Source organism: Phaeobacter sp. G2 (assembly GCA_025163595.1).
Lineage (GTDB): Bacteria > Pseudomonadota > Alphaproteobacteria > Rhodobacterales > Rhodobacteraceae > Pseudophaeobacter.
Genome location: CP104100.1, coordinates 3,500,926 through 3,520,905, shown reverse-complemented (window position 1 = coordinate 3,520,905; position 19,980 = coordinate 3,500,926). Strand labels below are relative to the sequence as shown.

14 protein-coding genes, 1 tRNA gene and 1 pseudogene are annotated in these 19,980 nt (G+C 57.9%); 8 read left to right on the top strand and 8 right to left on the bottom strand.

The features are described from left to right. Window positions 1-17 precede the first annotated feature (17 nt). The 7 genes from N1037_16750 to N1037_16720 all read right to left on the bottom strand — a co-directional run bounded on the left by N1037_16750 (window position 18) and on the right by N1037_16720 (window position 6,672). Entirely contained in the window at window positions 18-950 is a 933-nt protein-coding gene (locus tag N1037_16750) for an AEC family transporter (GenBank protein ID UWS78894.1), read from the bottom strand. A gap of 140 nt (window positions 951-1,090) precedes the next feature. Beyond that, the gene (locus tag N1037_16745) at window positions 1,091-1,888 is read right to left on the bottom strand and encodes an MBL fold metallo-hydrolase (GenBank protein ID UWS78893.1); all 798 of its coding nucleotides are present in this window, start codon (window positions 1,886-1,888) and stop codon (window positions 1,091-1,093) included. Beyond that, entirely contained in the window at window positions 1,888-2,697 is an 810-nt protein-coding gene (locus N1037_16740; GenBank protein ID UWS78892.1) for a TatD family hydrolase, read from the bottom strand. Before N1037_16740 ends, N1037_16745 begins: the two co-directional genes overlap by 1 nt. Window positions 2,698-2,746: 49 nt before the next feature. Further along, window positions 2,747-3,883, bottom strand: coding sequence for a DNA polymerase III subunit delta' (locus N1037_16735; protein UWS78891.1), 1,137 nt, complete (start codon window positions 3,881-3,883; stop codon window positions 2,747-2,749). After that, the gene (gene tmk / locus N1037_16730; protein ID UWS81387.1) at window positions 3,880-4,533 is read right to left on the bottom strand and encodes a dTMP kinase; all 654 of its coding nucleotides are present in this window, start codon (window positions 4,531-4,533) and stop codon (window positions 3,880-3,882) included. The genes N1037_16735 and tmk overlap by 4 nt, the downstream gene beginning before the upstream one ends. A gap of 11 nt (window positions 4,534-4,544) precedes the next feature. Then, window positions 4,545-5,717 carry a D-alanyl-D-alanine carboxypeptidase gene (locus tag N1037_16725; GenBank protein ID UWS81386.1) on the bottom strand — a complete coding sequence of 391 codons (1,173 nt, stop codon included), beginning with the start codon at window positions 5,715-5,717 and terminating at the stop codon, window positions 4,545-4,547. A 58-nt stretch (window positions 5,718-5,775) separates the two neighbouring features. Next, window positions 5,776-6,672 (bottom strand): SPOR domain-containing protein, encoded by an 897-nt coding sequence (locus tag N1037_16720; GenBank protein ID UWS81385.1) that lies wholly within the window; start codon window positions 6,670-6,672, stop codon window positions 5,776-5,778. A gap of 295 nt (window positions 6,673-6,967) precedes the next feature. Between N1037_16720 and N1037_16715 the strand changes: the two genes are divergently transcribed. The 8 genes and pseudogenes from N1037_16715 to N1037_16680 all read left to right on the top strand — a co-directional run bounded on the left by N1037_16715 (window position 6,968) and on the right by N1037_16680 (window position 18,068). Further along, window positions 6,968-7,057: transfer RNA gene (locus tag N1037_16715), tRNA-Ser, on the top strand. A 711-nt stretch (window positions 7,058-7,768) separates the two neighbouring features. Next, window positions 7,769-8,191 (top strand): response regulator, encoded by a 423-nt coding sequence (locus N1037_16710; GenBank protein UWS78890.1) that lies wholly within the window; start codon window positions 7,769-7,771, stop codon window positions 8,189-8,191. A gap of 348 nt (window positions 8,192-8,539) precedes the next feature. Further along, a complete protein-coding gene (locus tag N1037_16705) occupies window positions 8,540-10,876 on the top strand; it encodes a bifunctional diguanylate cyclase/phosphodiesterase (GenBank protein UWS78889.1) in 2,337 nt (778 codons plus the stop codon). Window positions 10,877-11,090: 214 nt separating this feature from the next. After that, on the top strand, window positions 11,091-11,867 hold the full coding sequence (locus tag N1037_16700) for a transporter substrate-binding domain-containing protein (protein ID UWS78888.1): 777 nt from the start codon (window positions 11,091-11,093) through the stop codon (window positions 11,865-11,867). 237 nt (window positions 11,868-12,104) lie between these two features. Then, window positions 12,105-13,889 (top strand): methyl-accepting chemotaxis protein, encoded by a 1,785-nt coding sequence (locus N1037_16695; GenBank protein UWS78887.1) that lies wholly within the window; start codon window positions 12,105-12,107, stop codon window positions 13,887-13,889. Window positions 13,890-14,038: 149 nt separating this feature from the next. Beyond that, on the top strand, window positions 14,039-14,410 hold the full coding sequence (locus N1037_16690; protein UWS78886.1) for a VOC family protein: 372 nt from the start codon (window positions 14,039-14,041) through the stop codon (window positions 14,408-14,410). Window positions 14,411-14,788: 378 nt separating this feature from the next. After that, window positions 14,789-17,737 (top strand): DUF2339 domain-containing protein, encoded by a 2,949-nt coding sequence (locus tag N1037_16685; protein ID UWS78885.1) that lies wholly within the window; start codon window positions 14,789-14,791, stop codon window positions 17,735-17,737. 100 nt (window positions 17,738-17,837) lie between these two features. After that, a pseudogene (locus N1037_16680) lies at window positions 17,838-18,068 on the top strand (IS5/IS1182 family transposase). Window positions 18,069-18,258: 190 nt separating this feature from the next. On the opposite strand, the gene N1037_16675 reads toward N1037_16680, so the two are convergent. Next, window positions 18,259-19,557, bottom strand: a complete 1,299-nt coding sequence (locus N1037_16675) for an alpha/beta fold hydrolase (GenBank protein ID UWS78884.1) — start codon at window positions 19,555-19,557, stop codon at window positions 18,259-18,261. Between the last annotated feature and the right edge of the window lie 423 nt (window positions 19,558-19,980).

The following is a 19,980-nucleotide window of genomic DNA, read 5'->3' as shown; positions in this document are numbered from 1 at the left end:
TGGCTAGTGCGCGGGCGTCAGCTGAGCACCAGCAGCCAGAACCAGACCGTCAGCACCGAAGCTGCAGTGGCAATCAGTACCGACGAGGCGGCCACCCGTTTGGCGCGCCCGTACATATTGGCAAAGATATAGGCGTTGAATCCCGGCGCCATGGCCGCATTCAGCACGCCAGAGCGGAACAGATCCTGCTTCAACCCCAGTGTGCCCCCCAGCAGCCAGACAATGCTGGGATGTACCATCAGGGCGGTGAGGCAGACAAAGCCAATGGTGCGCAGATCGCCTTCGGGGCGGTACTGAACCAGCACGCCGCCGAGGGCAAACAGCGCTGTAGGCAGAGCGGCGCGAATGACCAGTTGCAGGGCTTCATCCACAGCTGAGGGGATCGTCAGCCCTGCAAGGTTGAAGGCAAAGCCAAGCGCGATGGCAAGGATCAGCACGTTTTTGAACATCGCGGTCAGCACAGAGGAGACGGTCTTGATCCCGCCGGCCCCGCGGTTGCGCACCACCTCCATCGCGGTGATGCCCAGACCGTAGCAAAAGGGGGAGTGAAAGGCGATGATCGCATAGTTGCCGGTCAGGTTTTCCGGTCCAAAGGCGCGTTCGGTAATGGGCAGGCCCAAAAGAACCGAGTTGGAGAACAGGCAGCAAAACCCGATGGCGACGCAGTCTTCCCAGTCCCGTTTGAACAGCAAGCGGGCGCCGGTCAGGCCGATGCCAAAACAGGTTGCGGCTCCGGTATAAAAGCTGATGAGCAACTTGGGGTCAAAACTGTCGGAGAGGTCCAGATTTGCCATGGCATGAAACAGCAGGCAGGGGATGGCAAAGCCCTGGGTGAATTTCATCAAGCCATCAACATGGGAGGCAGAGAAAACGCCTTTTAGCGTTGCCACATAGCCTGCTGTCACGACCAGAAAGACAGGTAGGATGACATCAATCAGACTTTGCAACATCGCCGGGTCTCCTTTGCGGCAAACGCCTTGGGCCTTAAAACTGGCGGGCCTTGCCACTGGGGGGAGCGACAGGACTGGCCTAGCGGAAAATCAGGTTCTGCTTTGATCGGGGCGACGGCGCCGCCCAGATCATAGCGGCCTTACAGCGCGCAGCGAATGACCATGCCGTCATAGGCCGGGGTGATGTGATCGGCGGTCTCGGCCTTTACCGTGGCATAGTCGAGATCAATGTGCATATTGGTCAGCACCGCGCGTTTGGGCTGCATCCGCTCGATCCAGGCCAAGGCCTGATCAAGGCTGAAATGAGTTGGATGAGGGCTGCGGCGCAGGGAATCCAGGACCCAGTATTCCAGCCCCTCCAGTGCGCCGGTGACATCCTCGGAAATTTCGGCCACATCCGGCAGATAGGCGAGATTGCCAATGCGGAACCCAAGCGCATCCATGGCCCCGTGATTGACCTCAAACGGCAGGAAAGGGATCTCGCCACCGGGGCCGTCAATGGTAAAGGCGCCATCAATGGTCCGCAGATCCAGGATCGGCGGATAGGGGGAGCCTTCGGGCTGCACAAAGGCATAGCCAAAGCGCGACAGCAGCGCATTCTGGGTGTCGCCATCGGCGTAGACGGGGATCCGCGCACGCATGTTGAACACGATCATGCGCAGGTCATCCATACCGTGCACATGATCCGCATGAGAATGGGTATAGACCACCGCGTCCAACCGCCCTACCTCGGCATCTAGCAACTGGCTGCGCATGTCAGGTGAGGTGTCGATCAGCACCGAGGTGGTGCCATCCGGCCCGTCGCGTTCCACCAGCATGGAGCAGCGGCGGCGCCGGTTGCGTGGATTGTCAGGATCACAGTCTCCCCAGTGCCCGCCCAGGCGCGGCACCCCACCGGAAGAGCCGCAGCCCAGAATTGTATAGCGCAGCTCAGCCATCAGGCGGCGGCCTCATAGCGGCCAGCTTTCCAGAACAGGCGGTCGAAATTGGCCTGGGTCTGGGCGGCAAAATCTGCGTAGTCCAGGTCAAAGACCTTGGCCCCGATCTGCGCCGTCAGGGCAGAATAGGCAGGTTCGTTGCGTTTGCCGCGATGGGGCGGCGGTGCCAGATAGGGGGCATCGGTTTCCACCAGGATGCGGTCCAGCGGCGCGGTGGCAAAGATATCGCGCAGCTCCTGGCTTTTGGGGAAGGCGGCAATGCCTGACATCGACAGGTAAAAGCCAAGATCCAGCGCCGCGCGCCCCAGCTCAACCGAGGAGGAGAAACAATGCATCACGCAGCTGAAGGCGCCGTTTTGCATCTCTTCGCGCAGGATCCGCGCCATGTCGTCATCCGCGGCACGGGCGTGAATGATCAGCGGCAGTTTGGTGTCGCGTGCTGCGGCAATATGGGTGCGCAGAGACTGCTGCTGAATGTCGGCGCTTTCGGCCGTGTAGTGATAGTCGAGCCCGGTTTCGCCAATGCCGACAAATTTTGGATGATCCGCCAGGGCAACCAGTTCATCATAGCTGGCCATGGGTTCTGCCGCGACGCTCATCGGGTGGGTGCCTGCGGCGTAAAACACCGGCGCATGGGCCTCGGCGATGGCGCGCACGGCGGGCTCGTTCTTGAGCTTGGTGCAAATGGTAACCATGCGGGTCACGCCTGCCTGAGCCGCGCGGGCAATGACCGCGTCCAGCTCGCCTTCAAAATCGGGAAAATCCAGATGGCAATGGCTATCGGTGATCTGTGGAACTGTGGTGCTCATGCCTGCCTCGTCGTGTATCTGGCCGGATCCGGGGTGGCCTGCCTATAGGTCACCGGGATGCGGTCTCTTGCATCTTAAAAACCGTATCTAGGACAAGTGAAGCCGGGTCAAGGTTCACCGCCTGCCCATGGCGCGCGCGTGCTGTGGCCTCAGCCGAGAGATCCGCCCAGGCACGTCCCTGCAGCGGCGTGGCGGCCAGTCGGGTCAGCATTGCGGCCTCGCCTGCTGCGGCTTCGGGCTGTGGCGGCTGCCCTGTGGCGCCGGTTCGGGCCAGTCGCGACAGGGCGATCTCAATCAGGCTCAGCAGCAGCTCAAACTTTTCGGCAGCGCCACGCTGGGCCGAGGCCTCAGCCAGGGCGATGGCGCGTTGGCGATCCAACCGGGGCATGGTGTTGAGGATCTGCACCAGCTCGGCGTAGATTTTTAGCCCGCTCAGGTTCAACAAACGCAGAGCAGCCCCCACAGAGCCCGCCGACAGGGCGGTAAGATGGGCGGTGTTTTCAGGCAAATCAGCGCCCGCCTGTGCCAGGGCCGATTGCATATCTTCCGGCAAAAGCGGCCCCAGTCGCAGGGTGCGGCAGCGCGACCGGATCGTCGGCAGCAGGCGCGAGGGCTGATGCGAGATCAACAGCAAAGTGGTGCGGGCAGGGGGCTCTTCCAGCATTTTCAGCAAGGCATTGGCAGCACTTGTATTCATGTCGTCGGCGGCATCCACAATCACCACCCGGCGACCACCATCGGTGGAGGACAGGCCAAAAAAGCGGTTCAGTTTGCGGATGTCATCCACCACGATCTGATCGCGCAGCTTGCCCTTGTCATTGTAGCTGCGGCTGATGGCGGCGAGGCCCGGCTCGGCCAGGGCCTGAATGCGGTGTGCGACCGGGTGATCCGGGTCAATCGACAGGGATGTTGCGGGCGGCGGCGCGCCAAACAGGCCTTCCTCGGCGGGTGGTGTGGCCAGCAGGAACCGGGCGATGCGCCAGGCCAGGGTTGCCTTGCCGACGCCCTGCGGCCCGGTGAGCAACCAACCGTGATGCAGCCGGTTGGAGTTGAAGGCGGTGAGAAAATCCTGCTCTGCCTGATCCTGCCCAAAGAGCTCTGTGGTCTCGCGCGGATGAGGTGCGCCGGGAGCCTGATCGGCACGCGGCAGGTCTTCGTCAGCTTTTGCCTTGGGCGCGCGGCTCATTGCTGCGCCGCTTTGACACGGGCGGCCAGGGCTGCTTTTGCGAGCTGCAATACATCAGCGGCGACCGCGTCGATATCCTGGGCACCATCCACAGTTCTAAAGCGGTCAGGGAACTCTGCTGCCAAGGCCAAAAAGCCGGCACGCATTTTCTCCTGCAGGCCGAGGCCAAAATCTTCGAACCGTTCTTCTGTGCCCTGACGCCCCTTGGCCCGGGACAGGCCGGTGGCGGGGTCCATGTCGATGAGCAGGGTCAGGTCCGGCTCACGCCCAATCATAAGATTATGCAACTGATCCACAGTGGCGCGCAAATCGCCCCGTGACATGCCCTGATACATTCGGGTGCTATCGGCAAAGCGGTCGCAAATCACCACCTTGCCCGCAGCCAGAGCGGGCAGAATGGTACGCTCCATGTGGTCGCGCCGGGCAGCGGTGAACAACAGGATCTCGGTCTCGGCGGACCACTTTGCTGGATCGCCTTCTAGCACCAGACGGCGGATATCTTCAGCCCCCTCAGAGCCACCCGGCTCGCGGGTGAGAACAACATCGTAGCCCGCCCTGCGCAGAGCCTCGGCCAGGCGTTTGCACTGGCTGGATTTTCCTGAACCGTCAATACCTTCGAAGGTCAGGAACAGGCCCGCGGGCAGCTGCATTCTATGCTCGGTCACTGGGCAGCCTCGGGACCGGCAATCAGGCGTCTGGACAGAACCTTTGCTGCATTTTGCACCCGCTGAAAGAAACCGGCATTGGCGACATCCTGTTCCGCCACCAGGGGTAGGCGGATTTCCGGTAGCCCATCCGGCTGCAGTACCAGCTCTGCCAGTTGCTGGCCTTTGCTGATGGGGGCATTGATTGGGCCGGAATAGACCACCTCAGCCGGGATTTCAGAGCCCGCGAGAGCAGGCAGTAGAATTTCCAGATCGGTTTCGGGCACCAGACCTACCGATCGTTCCGATCCACGCCAGACCTCGGCGCTGGCGACCGAGACACCGGCCTTGGCGATGTTCTTTTTGGCAAATTGGCGAAACGACCAGTTAACAATGGCTTCGGCCTCCTCTGCGCGGGCCTTGGTGCTGTCCATTCCGCTCACCACAAAGATCACACGGCGATCCCCCTGCACGGCGGAACCCACGAGACCATAGCCTGCCTCCGAGGTGTGCCCGGTCTTGAGCCCATCGGCGCCAATGCCTAGCCCCAGCAGGGGATTGCGGTTGCGGGTATTGGAGGGCGCCCGGCCGTCAAAGGCAAAACTCTTTTCGGAAAACAGCGGGTAATACTGTGGAAAGTCTTCGATCAGATGTTCGGCAAGTACGCCAAGATCCTGCATCGACATGCGGTGGCCGATCGCGGGCCAGCCGTTGGAATTGGCAAAGCTGGCATTGCTCATGCCCAGCTCATGGGCGCGTTTTGTCATGTAACGGGCAAAGCCGGCCTCTGTGCCATCGGGGCTAAGTGCTTCGGCAATGACTGCACAGGCATCGTTGCCCGACAGCACGATAATGCCGCGCAGCAGGTCGTCGACACGCACTCGGTCGGTGGTGTCCAGAAACATGGTAGAGCCGCCATAGCTCATGGCGTGAGCACTGACAGGCAGACGTTCGTCCAAAGACAGACGGCCATCGCGCAGCGCTTCGAAAGCGACATAGAGCGTCATCAGTTTCGACATGGAGGCCGGGGGCAGCGGCACTTCGGCATTCTTTGACAAAAGCACCGTATCGGTGCCCTGATCCACCACATAGGCGGCCCGCGCTTTGGTATCAAAAGCGGCAAGCGGCAGCGCCGTCAGGCAAAGCCCAAAGCTGGCGGCCAAGGTAAGTTTGGCAAAGGGGCTGACCATGGATTTCGCGCCTGTTGATTTCACGCCTTTGGCCTCCTTGGGGATGGGGGTGACGGTGTTAATTGGTGACGGCATAAGCATCAGTAAAGCCGGTTTCCTTGATCTTTTTCAGCAGCTGGCTGCGTTCCGATTTGGATTGGGCTGGGCCGACGACAACGCGCCAGAATGGTTTCCCATTCCCGGTTTGCGCCAGGACAGTGGGGATCAAACCGGCGTTGCGCATCTGTGCTGCGGTGTTCTTTGCGTTACTTTCAACGCTAAAAATGCCGATTTGAATGAAAGGCTTACTCAGTGAAGAGACACGCGGCGCCGGGGCGACGGGGGCCTGTGGACTAGAGACCTGTGGACTGGAGGCTGGTGCCGCCTCGATCGCGGCAGCGGCGCCTGCGATTGGATCCAGCGGCGTGGCTTCGATTTCATCCGCGCCAAGCGCTGCGGCTGCTGTCTCTTCCAGGGGGCTGTCCTGCAGGGTCGCGTCAGCCAAGGTGGGATCCGGCAGCTCTTCGGCTTCACGACGTAGCGCGGTGACATTTAACTCAATGGGAGCGCCGGCCAGGATGCCAAGCGCCGCCGCCGCATCGGAAGAAATCTGCAATCGTGGGCCGGGGATTTCACGTTCGCGGCGGAACAGGGCGCCGATGACAAATTTGCCATTGGATGTGTTGCGGATGATCACTCGTTCCGGGTCTTTGGCATCTGGGTGCGCCACCCATACGCCGCCCAACGATGGACGGCCATCCCAGAGCCCGGCTTCGTTGACCTGAAACACATCCGGCGCTTCGACGTCGCGTTCAACCAATTGTGTTCTACTGGAACCTGTGACGGCAGTCTCTGCCGGTTTGGGTTTCAGAAACCCCAGATTGGCGCCGTCTTCGCAGGCCGAGAGCGCCAGCACTGATACTGCCATCACGGCGAGGCCAAATCGTGGTCTCGATTTCGGCATGGGTGGTGTCATGATCATTTCCTTGCCTGTGCTCTTTGCGCCAAAGCGCGTCTCGCCGGATTCCCGGTCGTCGTTTTGATTTGGCGAATGATAGCCTGCAGCGGCAGTCATGAAAACCCTATGCCCGAGGGTGGTTTGCAAAAGCTGGGTGATGGGCGTTATCCCGCGCGTTTCCTGCTAGGCGCAACAGGGTTTCATCTGTCAGTAAGGGGGGATTTTGAGGGCAATTGTGGGCCAGGACATTTCGTGAGAAGGGATAATTTCCTCTTGCGTGTTGTCTTGCAGCACCTTAAACCGCCCCAAGACCGGGGAGGTGGCAGAGTGGTCGAATGCGGCGGTCTTGAAAACCGTTGAACGTGAGAGCGTTCCCAGGGTTCGAATCCCTGTCTCCCCGCCACTAAATCAAGCACTTCAGCGGTTTTGAACCAGCTACGCACAGCTGGATACTTGCGGTTTATTTCCCCCTGTTCTGGAGCAGCTGTTTTGTGGCCGTATCTTAGGTTCTGGGCGGTCTTTGCCAAGCTTTTGGGGCGCTGGCTTGAATGGTCTTGCGCCATTGAGAATTTTTTATCCATTGGTAGGCGTGCGCAGAAAACGGTTGAGCTGCGCGGATGCCGTGCCGCAGGAGCCGCTTTCGTCTCGCCATTTCTGGCCAATTTGGTCACAGGTAAGCAATTGGCTTCGGCGGAACCTCGGCCTGGACACCGGTGCGTATCAGGTCAATGTATCTGGTGACGCTGGTAGGGCGGCTGGTCAGTGTATCACATTTTAAAATTCGAAATAACTCACCTTGGGCCAGAGAGCGCAGTTTTTAGCAAAACCGCAAGCGTGAATTCACAGAAAAAGGGCAGCTGAGTTTTTTCCCGTCTCTTTCCCCTTTGATTGTGGAGTGCCAAGTAGGACAATGCCTTGGCAGTTCGGCTGTTTGTGGCGGTCGGTAGTGGGGGCGGAAAAAAATATGTTTAATATTAAACTTTGTGCATCTATGCTGTGTGTATGAGAGCGAAATAGCCAAGGCTTTGAAAACCACAAAGAAAGTGTGGTTTGCTGTCGCACCGAGAGTCAACAGAGCCAATGAAAAAAGAAAAAGTGGAGTTGGTTTTCGGAAATGCCTGAGCGAAAACTCTATATCGCGGATGATAATTTTGAGTTCGCAGAATACCTTATGACGGTCGCCAGGCGTCTGGGATGGACCGTCCAAACCTGTTCAAATGGCAATGAACTGCTTGCCTTGTTGCGCTCTGGCAAGGGGGCGGCGGTGGTCCTGGTGGATATAAATATGCCGGAAAAAGATGGCATAGAAGTCATCGAAGGGTTGTCTGAAGTTTCCCGCCCGCTGCGGTTTCGATTTATGACCGGCGGCGCCGATGCCCCGATGTTGGCGGCAAAGCTGATGGCGCGGGCGCGAAATCTTTCGGTTGGACGCAATCTTTACAAACCGATTCCAATGGACACTTTGAAACTGGTTTTGGTTGATGAATGGGACGCGCTGATGAAATTGGAAAAGGCGCCTGATCTCCCTGTGGAATGAGCCGCCTTTTGAATGAGCAAGCTGTCTCTTTTTTACACGCAAGAGAGTGCAGCGTGACCAGGGGTCGGTTCCGTTGTATTTTCCGCGTCACACCGCTGGCGACCATCCTGCATTCTGAAACTACGATGATTGTAGGACTGCGCTTCAGGCGGCGGTCCTGACTGCGGCGCCGCAAGCGGTCCAGGAGAAGCCCGTAGGCCATCGTTATCCGCAAAGGTCGACTTGAAAGAACACTCTGATAAAGGGCATGTTTACAAGTTCAGTTTACGCTAAATTTGCCCACGAAGGGATGGGCGCATAGAGTAAAATCTGAATTGAGCATTAAGTCGATTAGCAAGGTGTTTTAGAGTGTTTCCCAGTTTCAGCTTTGGCGAGCTCGGCACGCGTGGACTGCCAATTGATGTTGCGAACCGTCTGCGCCGTGGTCAGATACGCGGCACGATCGAACAGATGCGGGTTATGCTGTTGGGCAATACTCTTTTTGCGCCGGCCCTGTCCATGAACGCTTGGGGCCAGGGGCGTGATGGCCTGGTCGTGCTGTGGACCGTTGCTATTGTCCTGTTTTCATGGTGTATTTTTTACTCTTGGACCACTTACTATCAGACCACGGGGTCCGAAAAGGACATGCGAGGGTTTGTTATTCAGACCTTTTTTAACTCGTTGTTCTGGACCACCGGCATGGCCTTGTTCTACCCAGTTGCCAGCGGCGATCAGAAGGCCATTATTACTGCGATCATGGCGGGGTCTTTGGCCTTGGGGACGACAGGGTTTTCGCACGCGCCCTGGGCCGGCATGACCTATCTGGCTGTTCAGACCGTTGGGAACGGACTGGTGGCGCTCATCTGTGGGCTGACACTCGGGTCCTCGACGGATTTTCTGATTTTTGTTTTGATGATTGCGGCTGGTGTCAGCCTGTTTAATGCCACCCTAGAGGGAGCAAAGGCGGCCAGGGTTGCGTTCAACAATCACGAAAGACTGAGCGAGAAAAGCGAGGTCGTCGAACTTTTGCTCAAGGACTATGAAGAACAAGCCACAGAATGGCTTTGGCAGACGGACAAAAACGGCCACCTTCTGAGCGCTCCGGCTCAGGTGTTGGAGATGTGCGCGTCACAGGGGGGACAGACGGACAGCATTGATCTGGTTGAGCTGTTGGCTGCGAACTGCACCAAGGCTGCAGAGGAGGATATCAGACAGCTACAACAGGCGTTTGCTGACAAAGCCGAATTTCACGATGTGCGCCTGTCGATTCAGAGCCCGGTGGATGGTGAGCTGCGCTGGATCCTGATGAAGGGTCGGCCGCAATTCGAACGGGGCGCGTTCCAGGGGTTTCGCGGCATTTTTGCGGATGCGACCGCAGCAGTGGTTGCGGAGCGAAAGGTGCAGTTCCTGGCCTCCTTTGATGGGCTGACAGCGCTGTTGAACCGAAACTCGATCCAAAAGAAACTCTCCGAATTGCAGGCCGACGATCACTATGCGGTGGCGCTATTGGTCGATCTGGACGGGTTCAAACAGGTCAACGACAGTTACGGTCATCATATCGGGGATCTTCTGCTCAAGAAGGTGGCGGAACGCCTGCAGGAAAACACCAGTGAGAATACCTGGGTCGCGCGGCTTGGCGGCGATGAGTTTCTCGTGATGATGAACCGCGATGAACCCATCAGCACCGCCGAGGTCACCTGGACTGCGCAGTCCATTTGCGAGCGGGTATCTCAGCTTGCAAAAGTCGAGGACTTTGTCGTGCAAGTCTCGGCGTCCATTGGCGTGTCCAGATTTCCAGAAGATACCCGCCAGGGGCTCGAGCTGCTGTCCATGTCGGATATGGCGCTCTATGAGGCCAAGAATGCCGGCCGTGACCGGATCACCTATTTTAACGCCGAGATACAAAACAGGCTTTCCGAGCGAAATACCATAATTGAACGTCTGAAACGGGCGGTGCGCAATGGAGAAATTGAGCCCCACTATCAATCCCAGCATGTTCTGAGAGATGGTCGTCTGACCGGCTTTGAAGCGCTTGCGCGGTGGGACGATGAGGTTCTTGGCTCTGTGAGGCCGGATGTCTTTATTTCAATCGCTGAACAGACGGGGCTGATTGTTGAGCTGGGCGAGCATTTGCTGCGCCAGGCCTGCGAAGACGCAACCCAATGGGCTGAGCTGATGCCAAAGGCGCCGCCTGTTGTTTCCGTGAATATTTCGCCGGTTCAATTTGCCCGAACCGATGTCACCGGTCTGGTCTCCAGGGTATTGCATGAAACCGGCCTGCCACCAGAGCTGCTGGAGGTTGAGGTCACCGAGGGCGTATTGATTGCATCCAGGGAAAAAATCGCCGCAACATTACAAGAGCTGTCGGAGCTTGGCGTCTCCATTGCACTTGATGATTTTGGCACCGGCTATTCGTCATTGAGCTATTTGAAAGATCTCCCCCTCAACCGGCTGAAAATTGATCAGTCCTTTGTAAAGGATCTGTCCCGGACAGCCTCCAACCCTATCGTCAGCACGATTGTGCAATTGGGGCACAATCTTGGACTTAATGTTATTGCTGAAGGGGTTGAGGATCAAACTGATGTGGACCTTCTGGCTGAGCTGGAATGCGATGATGGGCAGGGGTATCTCTATAGCCGCTCAATGACCAAAGAGGCCACAAGCCGCTATATTGCTGAAATCGCCTTGCAGGCCTCGCAGCAATAGAGGCGATAGCTGGCAACGGTCTGGAAGGCTGCCGCGGCTGTGCTGTCCGCTCTCTGAGGCAGGCCTTATGGCGGTTTTGCATCTTCCTTCCCGACCCTCAGGGCCAGATAATGCGCAATTTTAAGAGCAATTTTGTGCGCGTTTTGACCAAAAGTAATCCCGAGTTAATAATACCCTGCCTAATTTCGGGGGGATTGTTTTTTAGGAGTAAAACATGAAGTTCGGAATTTCGGCAGCTGTGTCTGCCTCATTGGCTTTCTTTTCTGGTGCAGCCACCGCTGCGGAAATCGAAGTCATGGCGGGTGATCTGCCACCTATGATTCAAAAGGATGGATCGGGCCGCGAGGCGGAGATCATTTCGGCCGTATTGGGTCACTGCGGCCATACTGTTGTCTTCACTGTCCAGCCCTTCACACGTCATTGGCAGTCTTTTGAAAAAGGCTCTGGAGATGCAGTGGCAACTGTCCCAGTGGGTATGCCAACCGCAGGCACACAGACGCAGGCCTATGTCGCCTATCAAAATGGTGTGTCTTACCTGAGCTCTTCCAACCACGAGGCCGCGGCGCTCTCTGATCTGGATGGCTGGAACATTGTTGCCTTTGAAGGGGCCAGCAATATTATTCCGGGCCTTGGCGGCAGCACCTCTGCCTTCAAATCCTACCGGGAAATGGCAGACCAGAAGACCCAGAGCAAACTGCTGTATGGTAAGCGTGTAGACGGGATCCTTGGTGACGGTATGCTGTTTGCAGAATTTGCACGCCAGTTGCAAGAAGCGGGCGCTTCTTCCGGTGTGGATGCCAGTCAGTCGATTGAATTCCGCGCGATTTTTGATCCTAGCCCCTACGCGATGAGCTTTAGAGATCCGGCCCTGGCGGCGGACTTTGATCGCTGTTTTGCTGAATTGGATGCGGCAGGGGCCATTGCTGAAATCAACGTCAAATGGACCGACAAGTATCGCGATGCCCTCGAAGGCAACTACATGTCCTATTAAGTGATCGCCGCCGTTTGGGCGCAGCCTGCACCGGCAATTTCCCAAACGGCGGCACCGCCAAATGCAAAACACGTGGACGATTACCAATGGTTTGGAAACGATCCTATCGACCTTTTCAGAACCGTTCTGTTGACCCGCAATAACAGTCCTTCAAGGCTGAAAAATCCTCGAAACAAGACAAGTAGACTTAAGCAAACGGAGCGTGAAAAAATGGGATTCCTGAAACGGATGTTGGGCATGTCCATAAAGAAGAAATTGCTTCTGCCCATTCTGGCTTGTATCGTTCTGTCAAATTTTGCCTATACGGTCTTTTGGGCCTCAAAGCATAGTACAGCCTTGATTTCCGCCTTTGATGCAGAGGTAAAACTGGCCCAGCGGTTTGTCGTTCCGCCAGTGGCTGCGGCTGTTTGGGATTTCAACAGTGATGCCGCTAGGGGCGCGATCCAGGGCATTGCCGATATGGAAAACGCTCTCTTTGTGCAGGTCATTGTCGATGGCGAGATTTTCTCTGAAATTTTTGTAGGCGAAGAGCAGCGGGAAGCGCTGACCGAGCAGGTCGCCGCCCTTTTGCAGGACGAAGCCGCTGAGAAATCAGTTGAGGCGAATGAAGTTGTCTATGTGAAGTTTCCTTTGACACTGTCTGATGGCACCGATGTGGGCCAGATGGTCATGGGCTTTAGCAATGGCGCCATTCATGCTACCGTTTCTTCGCTTTATCTGCAGTCGGCTATCATTGGCCTGGCCATTTGTTTGCTGATTGGTGTGATCGTGTATTTTTCCGCGGCGTCGGTAACCCGACCGCTGGACCGGATTGTTGACCGGATTGATGCCTTGCGGAGCGGCGATACCCATAGCCCCGTTCCAGAAAAACGCCGGGGTGATGAGCTAGGCCGTCTCGCCGCTGCGGTTGTGGAATTTGTCGATGCCATGCGGGCCAATGCCGAGCTGGAAGAAAAATCCAAAGCCGCTGCCGAAGAGCAGGCCGGGGTTGTGCGAGAGCTGGCAAACGGGTTGAACCAACTGTCCAAAGGCGATCTGTCTTACCGGATCAAAAAAGAAATGAGCCCGGAATACACCGCCCTGCGGTCGGACTTTAACCAGACGGCTGAAACCCTGGATGATCTGATTGGGCGCGTTTTGGTGACCATCGCGCAGATGGACCAGCAGATTGGCGAAATGGCCACCGGGACGGATGATCTGTCGCAGCGTACAGAAAACCAGGCCGCAACCCTGGAACAGACCGCAGCTGCGCTGGATAGCATCACCTCGAACGTGCGCTCTGCCACTACGCAGACGCAAGAGGTCGAAGGCACCATTTCTGAGACCAGCAAAGTTGCCTTGCGCAGTGGCGACATCGTCCAGCGGACAGTGCAGGCGATGAAGGAGATTGATGAATCCTCCGAGAAGATCTCTGAGATCAACAGTGTGATTGATGACATTTCCTTCCAGACAAGCCTATTGGCCCTGAACGCCGGGGTCGAGGCTGCCCGCGCTGGCGAAGTTGGACGCGGTTTTGCGGTGGTTGCCTCCGAGGTGCGCTCCTTGGCGCTGAAATCCGCGACTTCCGCCAATGAAATTCGCGAACTGATCCGAACCAGCTCTGAAAAGGTCAAGGTTGGCGTAGAATTGGTAGATGAAGCGGGGCGTTCCTTGGATGAAATCATTGAAAAAATTCAGGCGGTCTCCACTCTAACCACTCAGATTGCCGCCTCTTCTGGGGAACAGTCTTCGACCATTTCGGAAATCAATGCCGGTATGATCGAGTTGGACCGGGTAACCCAGCAAAACGCCAGCATGGTTCTGAAGTCCAGTGATCAGGGCAAAAGTCTTCAGCGGGCTGCGTCGGAACTGGCGGAGCTGGTCGCCGGGCTCAAGCCGACCTCGCACAGCCAGGGCGGAACCCCAGCTACGCAGGGCATGGTCCACGGTGATGACTTTGGCTCGGATGATTTTGGTGGCACGGGTTTTGGCGACGAAGGCTTTGACATCGATGACTTTGACACTGACCGGCTGGCGGGGTGATCCTTCGCCAAACCTTGCTAAGGTTTGACCGCCGCTGTCAGCAACAACAGCCCCCCGTTCACCCGAGTGTGGACGGGGGGTAACTTTTTTGTCGCTTGACCTGCGCCTTGCTGAGGCTAGCTTTGGGAAAAAAAACCAAAGGAAATCTAATGATTGGATATGTAACTGTTGGCGTCTCGGATATGGAGAAAGCCAAGGCCTTTTATTGCGATCTTTTTGCGGATCGCGGCGCAAAGGTGATTATTGATGGCGGGCGCATCGCGATGATTGGGGCAACGCCAAAAGAGCCGATGATTTCGGTCTGTGTGCCCTATGACAAAAAGGATCCGCAGCCCGGAAACGGCAACATGGTGGCCTTTGCTGCACAAAGCAAAGAAGAGGTTTCCGAGCTGTATAACAAGGCTATTTCGCTTGGCGCCACCTGCGACGGCGAGCCGGGCCAGCGTATTCCTGATCGGTTCTACGGGGCCTATGTGCGCGACCCCGATGGCAACAAGATGACCTTTTATGTCTTTGGCTAGGGCCGGAAGACCCTCAATTCTATCTGAGCATGTGGGATGACTGGGGCCTGACCCCAAAAACCCTGCGACGGCCTGACAGGGTGCCCCGACAGGCCGTTTTCTACCTGCAGTTGGATACAGCAGCTGATCCGGGGACGGCAGCTCACGCGGGTTTTCTTGCACCAAGACGGCTCGGGGCGCCGCGCCGCAAGGCCGGGTCTATATACCGTGCTTGGCCAAAGTGGCCCATGAAACAGAGAGCTGCCGACCGTCCTAAGCTGTGATTTCTGCTGAAACCGGCCGCGACCACGGTCCTAGCCTGCGCGCCCATTTGCTTGCCAGCAGCGGGGAACTTGCATAGCGTTGTCGGCAACTTTGTCTCTTTGAAATGATCTCTTTATGTTAGATTTTAGTCTGGTTTTGATTGGGCTTCTTGGCCTGATTTTTCTGCTTGGTGTTCCCTATCTTCTGGTGTCGCATACACGCCTGAAATCGCAGGTGCGCGATTTGGACGCAAAAGTGCGCGCGCTGCAAAACAGCGCCTCAGGCAAACAGGTCTCAGCAGATCTGCAAACGCCTGAGCAACAGCCCAACGCGGCGGCCAAACCTGCGGTCCCTTGGGGCAAGGCGCCCGATGATGCAACCGACGCCACCCAGATCGAGGACCAAGCGGAAGACGTCCGTGCCGCAGAAGACAGTACAGTATCTGGGCCTTTTGTGGCCCCGGCGGAGACAGAGCAAAACGCCGAAAACTTTGCCAGCGTCACACCGCGAGAGCCATCTGCACCAGCGCCGCTTTCTGAAACGCGCGCGGATCCGTCCAGTGACCCGGCTCAGTCCCCGCGGGCTTTTGTGTTGCGCAGAGATCTTGTGGAGGCCCTTAGCGGTTGGCTGCGGGAGAACTGGGTTTTGGTGGCAGGGGCTGCGTCTCTGGCCTTGGCAGGGCTCTTTATGGTGCAATACGGCGTTGAAAACGGCCTTTTGACGCCGTTCTGGCGGGTCATGGCCTCTTTGGGCTTTGGCGTGGCGCTTATTCTTGGGGCTGAAACGATCCGGCGTCGTATGGGGGATGTCACGGACGGAGCAGCGCAGCATCTGCCCTCTGCCTTGGCAGGAGCAGGGGTCGTAACACTTTTTGCCGGGCTGCTGTCGGCGCGGGTGATGTACCAGCTGATTGACCCTGGCCCCAGCTTTGTGGCGCTTTGCCTGGTGTCGCTGCTGGCCCTGGTGCTGGGCTGGTTTTACGGCGCCTTCCTCACCGCTTTGGGGCTGCTGGGCGCCAGCGCGGTTCCCTTTCTGGTGGGGGGGCAATCGCAGGATGCCTGGATGCTCTACTACTATTTTGCCTTGATTGCGACGGTGGGGCTGGGGGTGGACACGGTCAAGCGCTGGGCCTGGATCTCGGGGCTTGCCTTGGCCGCGCCGCTCACGGCCTGTCTGTTGCTTTACCTGTCCGAAGGGGGGGAGCCGCATTTTCTGACCGCGCTGTTGGCGATTACCGCAGCAGCAGTGATCCTGCCTGGGCGCAGCCTTTGGCCTTGCCATGGCGGACCGGCGGTGGTGGAGGTCTTTTTACCCAAACAGGGGCGGCGGACCTATCCAGAATTCCCCACCCGTATTTCTGCGGTCGCCATCTGTGCTGCGGGGGCTGCGGCGCTGCTGGTGGCTGTGCAGGCGGATCAGGCGGCGGTGGTTGTCTTTGCCCTGCTGACATTGGTGACGCTGTTGCTTGCCAGCGTGCTTTGGATGCGCCATGCTCCAGCTTTGTTTGACCATGCACTGGTGCCGGGACTGGCGATCCTAGTGGTTGTCCTGCTGGAGGGGCTCAACTTTGGCCCCCTGTTTCGCGAGTTTACCGCCGCCATCACCCGCCCGCCGGAAACCCCGGCACCCCAAATCCTGTGGCTTCTGGTGGCAATTGCTGCGCTGGGCTCGGGGCTGGCCTATCTGCGCATGCGGTGGAGCCTGACTGGGCCTGATGGGGAGAGCCAAGAGCCTGAGGCATATTCCTCGGCAAACCTCCCGGTATTCTGGGCGCTCTGTGCGGCGAGTTTTGCCCCAGCCTTGCTGTTGATCCTCGAGTTCACCTGGAGACCCGCCGCGGTGCACGGTCTCTACACCTGGGCCTTGGTGGTGCTGACCATGGCGGCGGGAATGACCTTTCTGACAGAGCGCGCGGCCCGTGGCCCGCGCGGCGGGCAGCGAGAGATGCGCGTGGCGCTGCTTGCCATTTCAGCGCTGACCCTCATTGCCTTTGCGCTCTTTCTGGTGTTGGCGCAGACTGCGTTGACTCTCGCCCTGGCTGTCATGGTGCTGTTGGTGGTCCTGATTGACCGGAAATACGATCTGCCCGGCCTGGCGCTGTTTGTGCAGATCGCAGTGGCGGTCATTGTTTACCGGCTGGTGCTGGATCCCGGCGTGACCTGGGCGCTGGACCGCGACTATATCGACGAGGGTTGGCAGTATGTGACACCGTTGTCCCAGATCGCCCTTGGCTATCTTGGCAGCCTGGCGCTGCTGGGAGCTGGCTGGTTCCTGACACGACAACAGCTGCGTGAGAAAACCACGCTGGTGCTGGAAAGCGCCGCAACATTGATAGGCGCAGTGTTCTTTGCTGTGTTGATCCTGCGGCTGCTGCCAGAACAGATGCGCTATAGTCATGCGGGTATAGGGCTGATGGCCACAGTGTGGGTGGCCTCTCTGGTGAACCAGCTGCACCGGCTCCGTCTGAGCGGTCGCTTTTCAGCTCTGCTGCGCGGCATCCTGATCCTGGGCTATGGCGTGGCTGCCTTGGGCTGTATTGGCGGGTTACTTGTGTTTGCAAATCCGCTGTTGGCCAGTGGCGAAATCGTGCGTGGCCCGTTGATCTTGGACAGTTTGGCTGCGGCCTATCTGCCGCTGGCGGCAGTCTGTGCTGCGGCAGCGCTGCGGCTGGACCACCTGAACCGCTGGGTTCGGACCGGGTTTGGTCTCGCGGCGTCTGTGCTGGCGGTGATCTATATCACCTTGGAGATCCGCAGGTTCTGGCGCGGCAATAACCTTAGCCTTCCGGGGGTGATCGATGCTGAGCTGTATTCCTACACCGTGGCTTTGCTGGTTGCCTCGGGTGGGGTGCTGATGCTGGCCTTTTGGCGTCGTTCAAACCTGCTCCGCAGGCTGGCCATGGCCGGGGTGGTGCTGACAATTGCCAAGGTATTCCTGGTGGATATGAGTGGTTTGTCCGGCCTGACGCGAGTGTTTTCCTTCATGGGGCTTGGGCTGGCGCTGGTCGGGCTTGCCTGGCTGAACCGCATCATGAACGCCCAATGGGACAAAGGGAAAATACAGCCCGAAAAGCAAGAGGCCTGACCAAACTGCATCAGGGGAAGATCTACAAAAAGGGCGGGCCAGAGCGGCCCGCCTTTTTTATTTGCAATGACCTGACCCACCACGGCCGGAGCCATCGTATCGGAACGATGCAGTGGATACCTCGCGCTACCTCGGTCGAACCATGTGGAAGCGATGGAGCGGGTATCTCCGCAGGAGCCGCGTCGAGACCAATATGCACTGTGTGAAGCAATTGGGCCAATCCTTGATGGCCCGAGACTTCGAGCGATAGATCGCTGAAATCCAAATCCGGATCGCGGTATTGAACCGCTACACCGCTCTTGGCATACCTGTCACAGAGCCCGCAGGATAACTCCGTCTGGGGAAAGGGGGAGTCTGTCCTTCAGACGGTTTGCGCAGCAAAGCCGCGCAAAAGAGTAAAGTACTTGTTTAAAGGCTGAGCCGAGGCAAGTTCCGCGTGCTTGCGTAAGAGTGCCTCTCCCCAACAGAGCGGCCCAGCTTGGGGGATCTATTGGGGAAAGCGCCTGTTGAATAGCTTGCGGCTACTTGGCTGTAAGGGTCTCGAAACGCAGACCAACGGCGGTGCGCGGTGCAAAGCCTTTCCAATAGGTGTGATCCGGCAGTTCCTTGCCTGCATCGTCTTTTGAGACAACACCGTCGATGGCCTGTGGTATCAGCTCCAGGTAGGGTGTGTTGTCGGCCTCAGACTTGAGGTGCAGTCCCATAAAGGCGGTGGCAAAGTGCTGGGTGATATTGTTCATCCGGTTGGTGTCCCAAACCGCATCGGCGTAGTGCTCAAACGGGATGAAGTCGAGATTGTCGACCGGTTCCCAGCTCTCAATTGGGGCAGGCATTGGCGCGGCGGCGTTGTGATTTGCGCCTTCAAAGGTCAGCAGGTGACGGTTGGTATTGACTGCGCCCTCAAAGATTTTCCGAATTGCCGAATAGACAGAGACATCATCGGCGCTGCCCGCCATAACCATCAGCGGTTTGTCGATGCCAGCCAGGCCGGTCGCATCCCAAAAGCCGGTGTTCATCCCCCAGGGACCAATGGCAATCACCGCTTTGACGCGGTCATCACTCAGCGCGGCGTGGCTTTCTGACCCTGCCTGATGGCGGGCCAGCAGACCAGCGGGCGTGCCCCAGCTATACTGGGTCGAGGCCTCGGTCACGCCGGCACCGGCAAAGATCACAGCGCCGTAGCCCCCCATGGAGTAGCCGATAACCCCGGTTTGATCAGTATCGATGATCTCGCCCAGAGGGCCTTCCAGTGCCTCCATCTGATCAATGACAAACCGCTGATCAATCGGGCGGTTGAGCAGGGTTGAACCAAAGGCGGCCTTGTCGGAATAGGTGCTGTCACGGTGGTCAATCGAGACGGTGACATAGCCCTTGGTTGCGAGATTTTCCCCCAGGTGGGACATCAGATAGCGGTTGCCGGGGTAGCCATGTGAGATCACCACCAGAGGATAAGTCTCGCCACTGGCCGGCGTTGCATCACGGGCGGCACGGCCCTGTAGGGTGACTTCTGTCTTGCCGTCCCGCAGGATGGCGCGATAGCTGCCGCCCTGTTCGGTTCCCTCCGCCGCCGGATACCAGACCTCTACCGTCAGATCACGATCATACAGTGGCTGGTCGGTGTCAGTGGTGTTTAGAATGTCATTTTGACCGGGATTGGTAAACTCCAGCGTCTGCACCCCGATTGGATGGGCGCCAAAGGCGGCAAGCTCAGGCGCATCTGGCCGAATGCGATCGATGCGGTTCTCTGCCGAGCTCGCCAGAGGCAGGCTGGTTGCAGCGAGGGCAAGCCCGATGCCGGCCGCCAAATTTTTCTTAGACATATCCGTCTCCCAGTTTCGTATCCATTTGAAATGCCCCGTAGTTTTTGTTTGGGGCCCGCGCGTGTCTTAGGGGCGCAATGTAACAAACTGTCCTGCAGGCTGCGGGTGGCAGCCAAAGCATCCCCGCTGGCGCCTCTGGTCACAAAGACCCGATCTGCTGCTGTGGGACGGACCTCTTTGAACAGCGGTCACGATAGTTTCTGGGCGATTGCGCGTCACCTTTCTCAGATGACTAAAGAGTTGCGCTCTGGGTCAAGTCTCCGCATCGGGCTGGCTGCAATAACGCAGCGTTTCTTTCACAGGGGCCGAGGGTTAGCAAAAGCCCGCAAAAGCAGTCTCCAAGGGGACAGGACATGTGCAGTGGCCCTACAGCGCAGATTGTCCTTATTTTGGATGCTCTATACTGTTAGGACATTCACATTT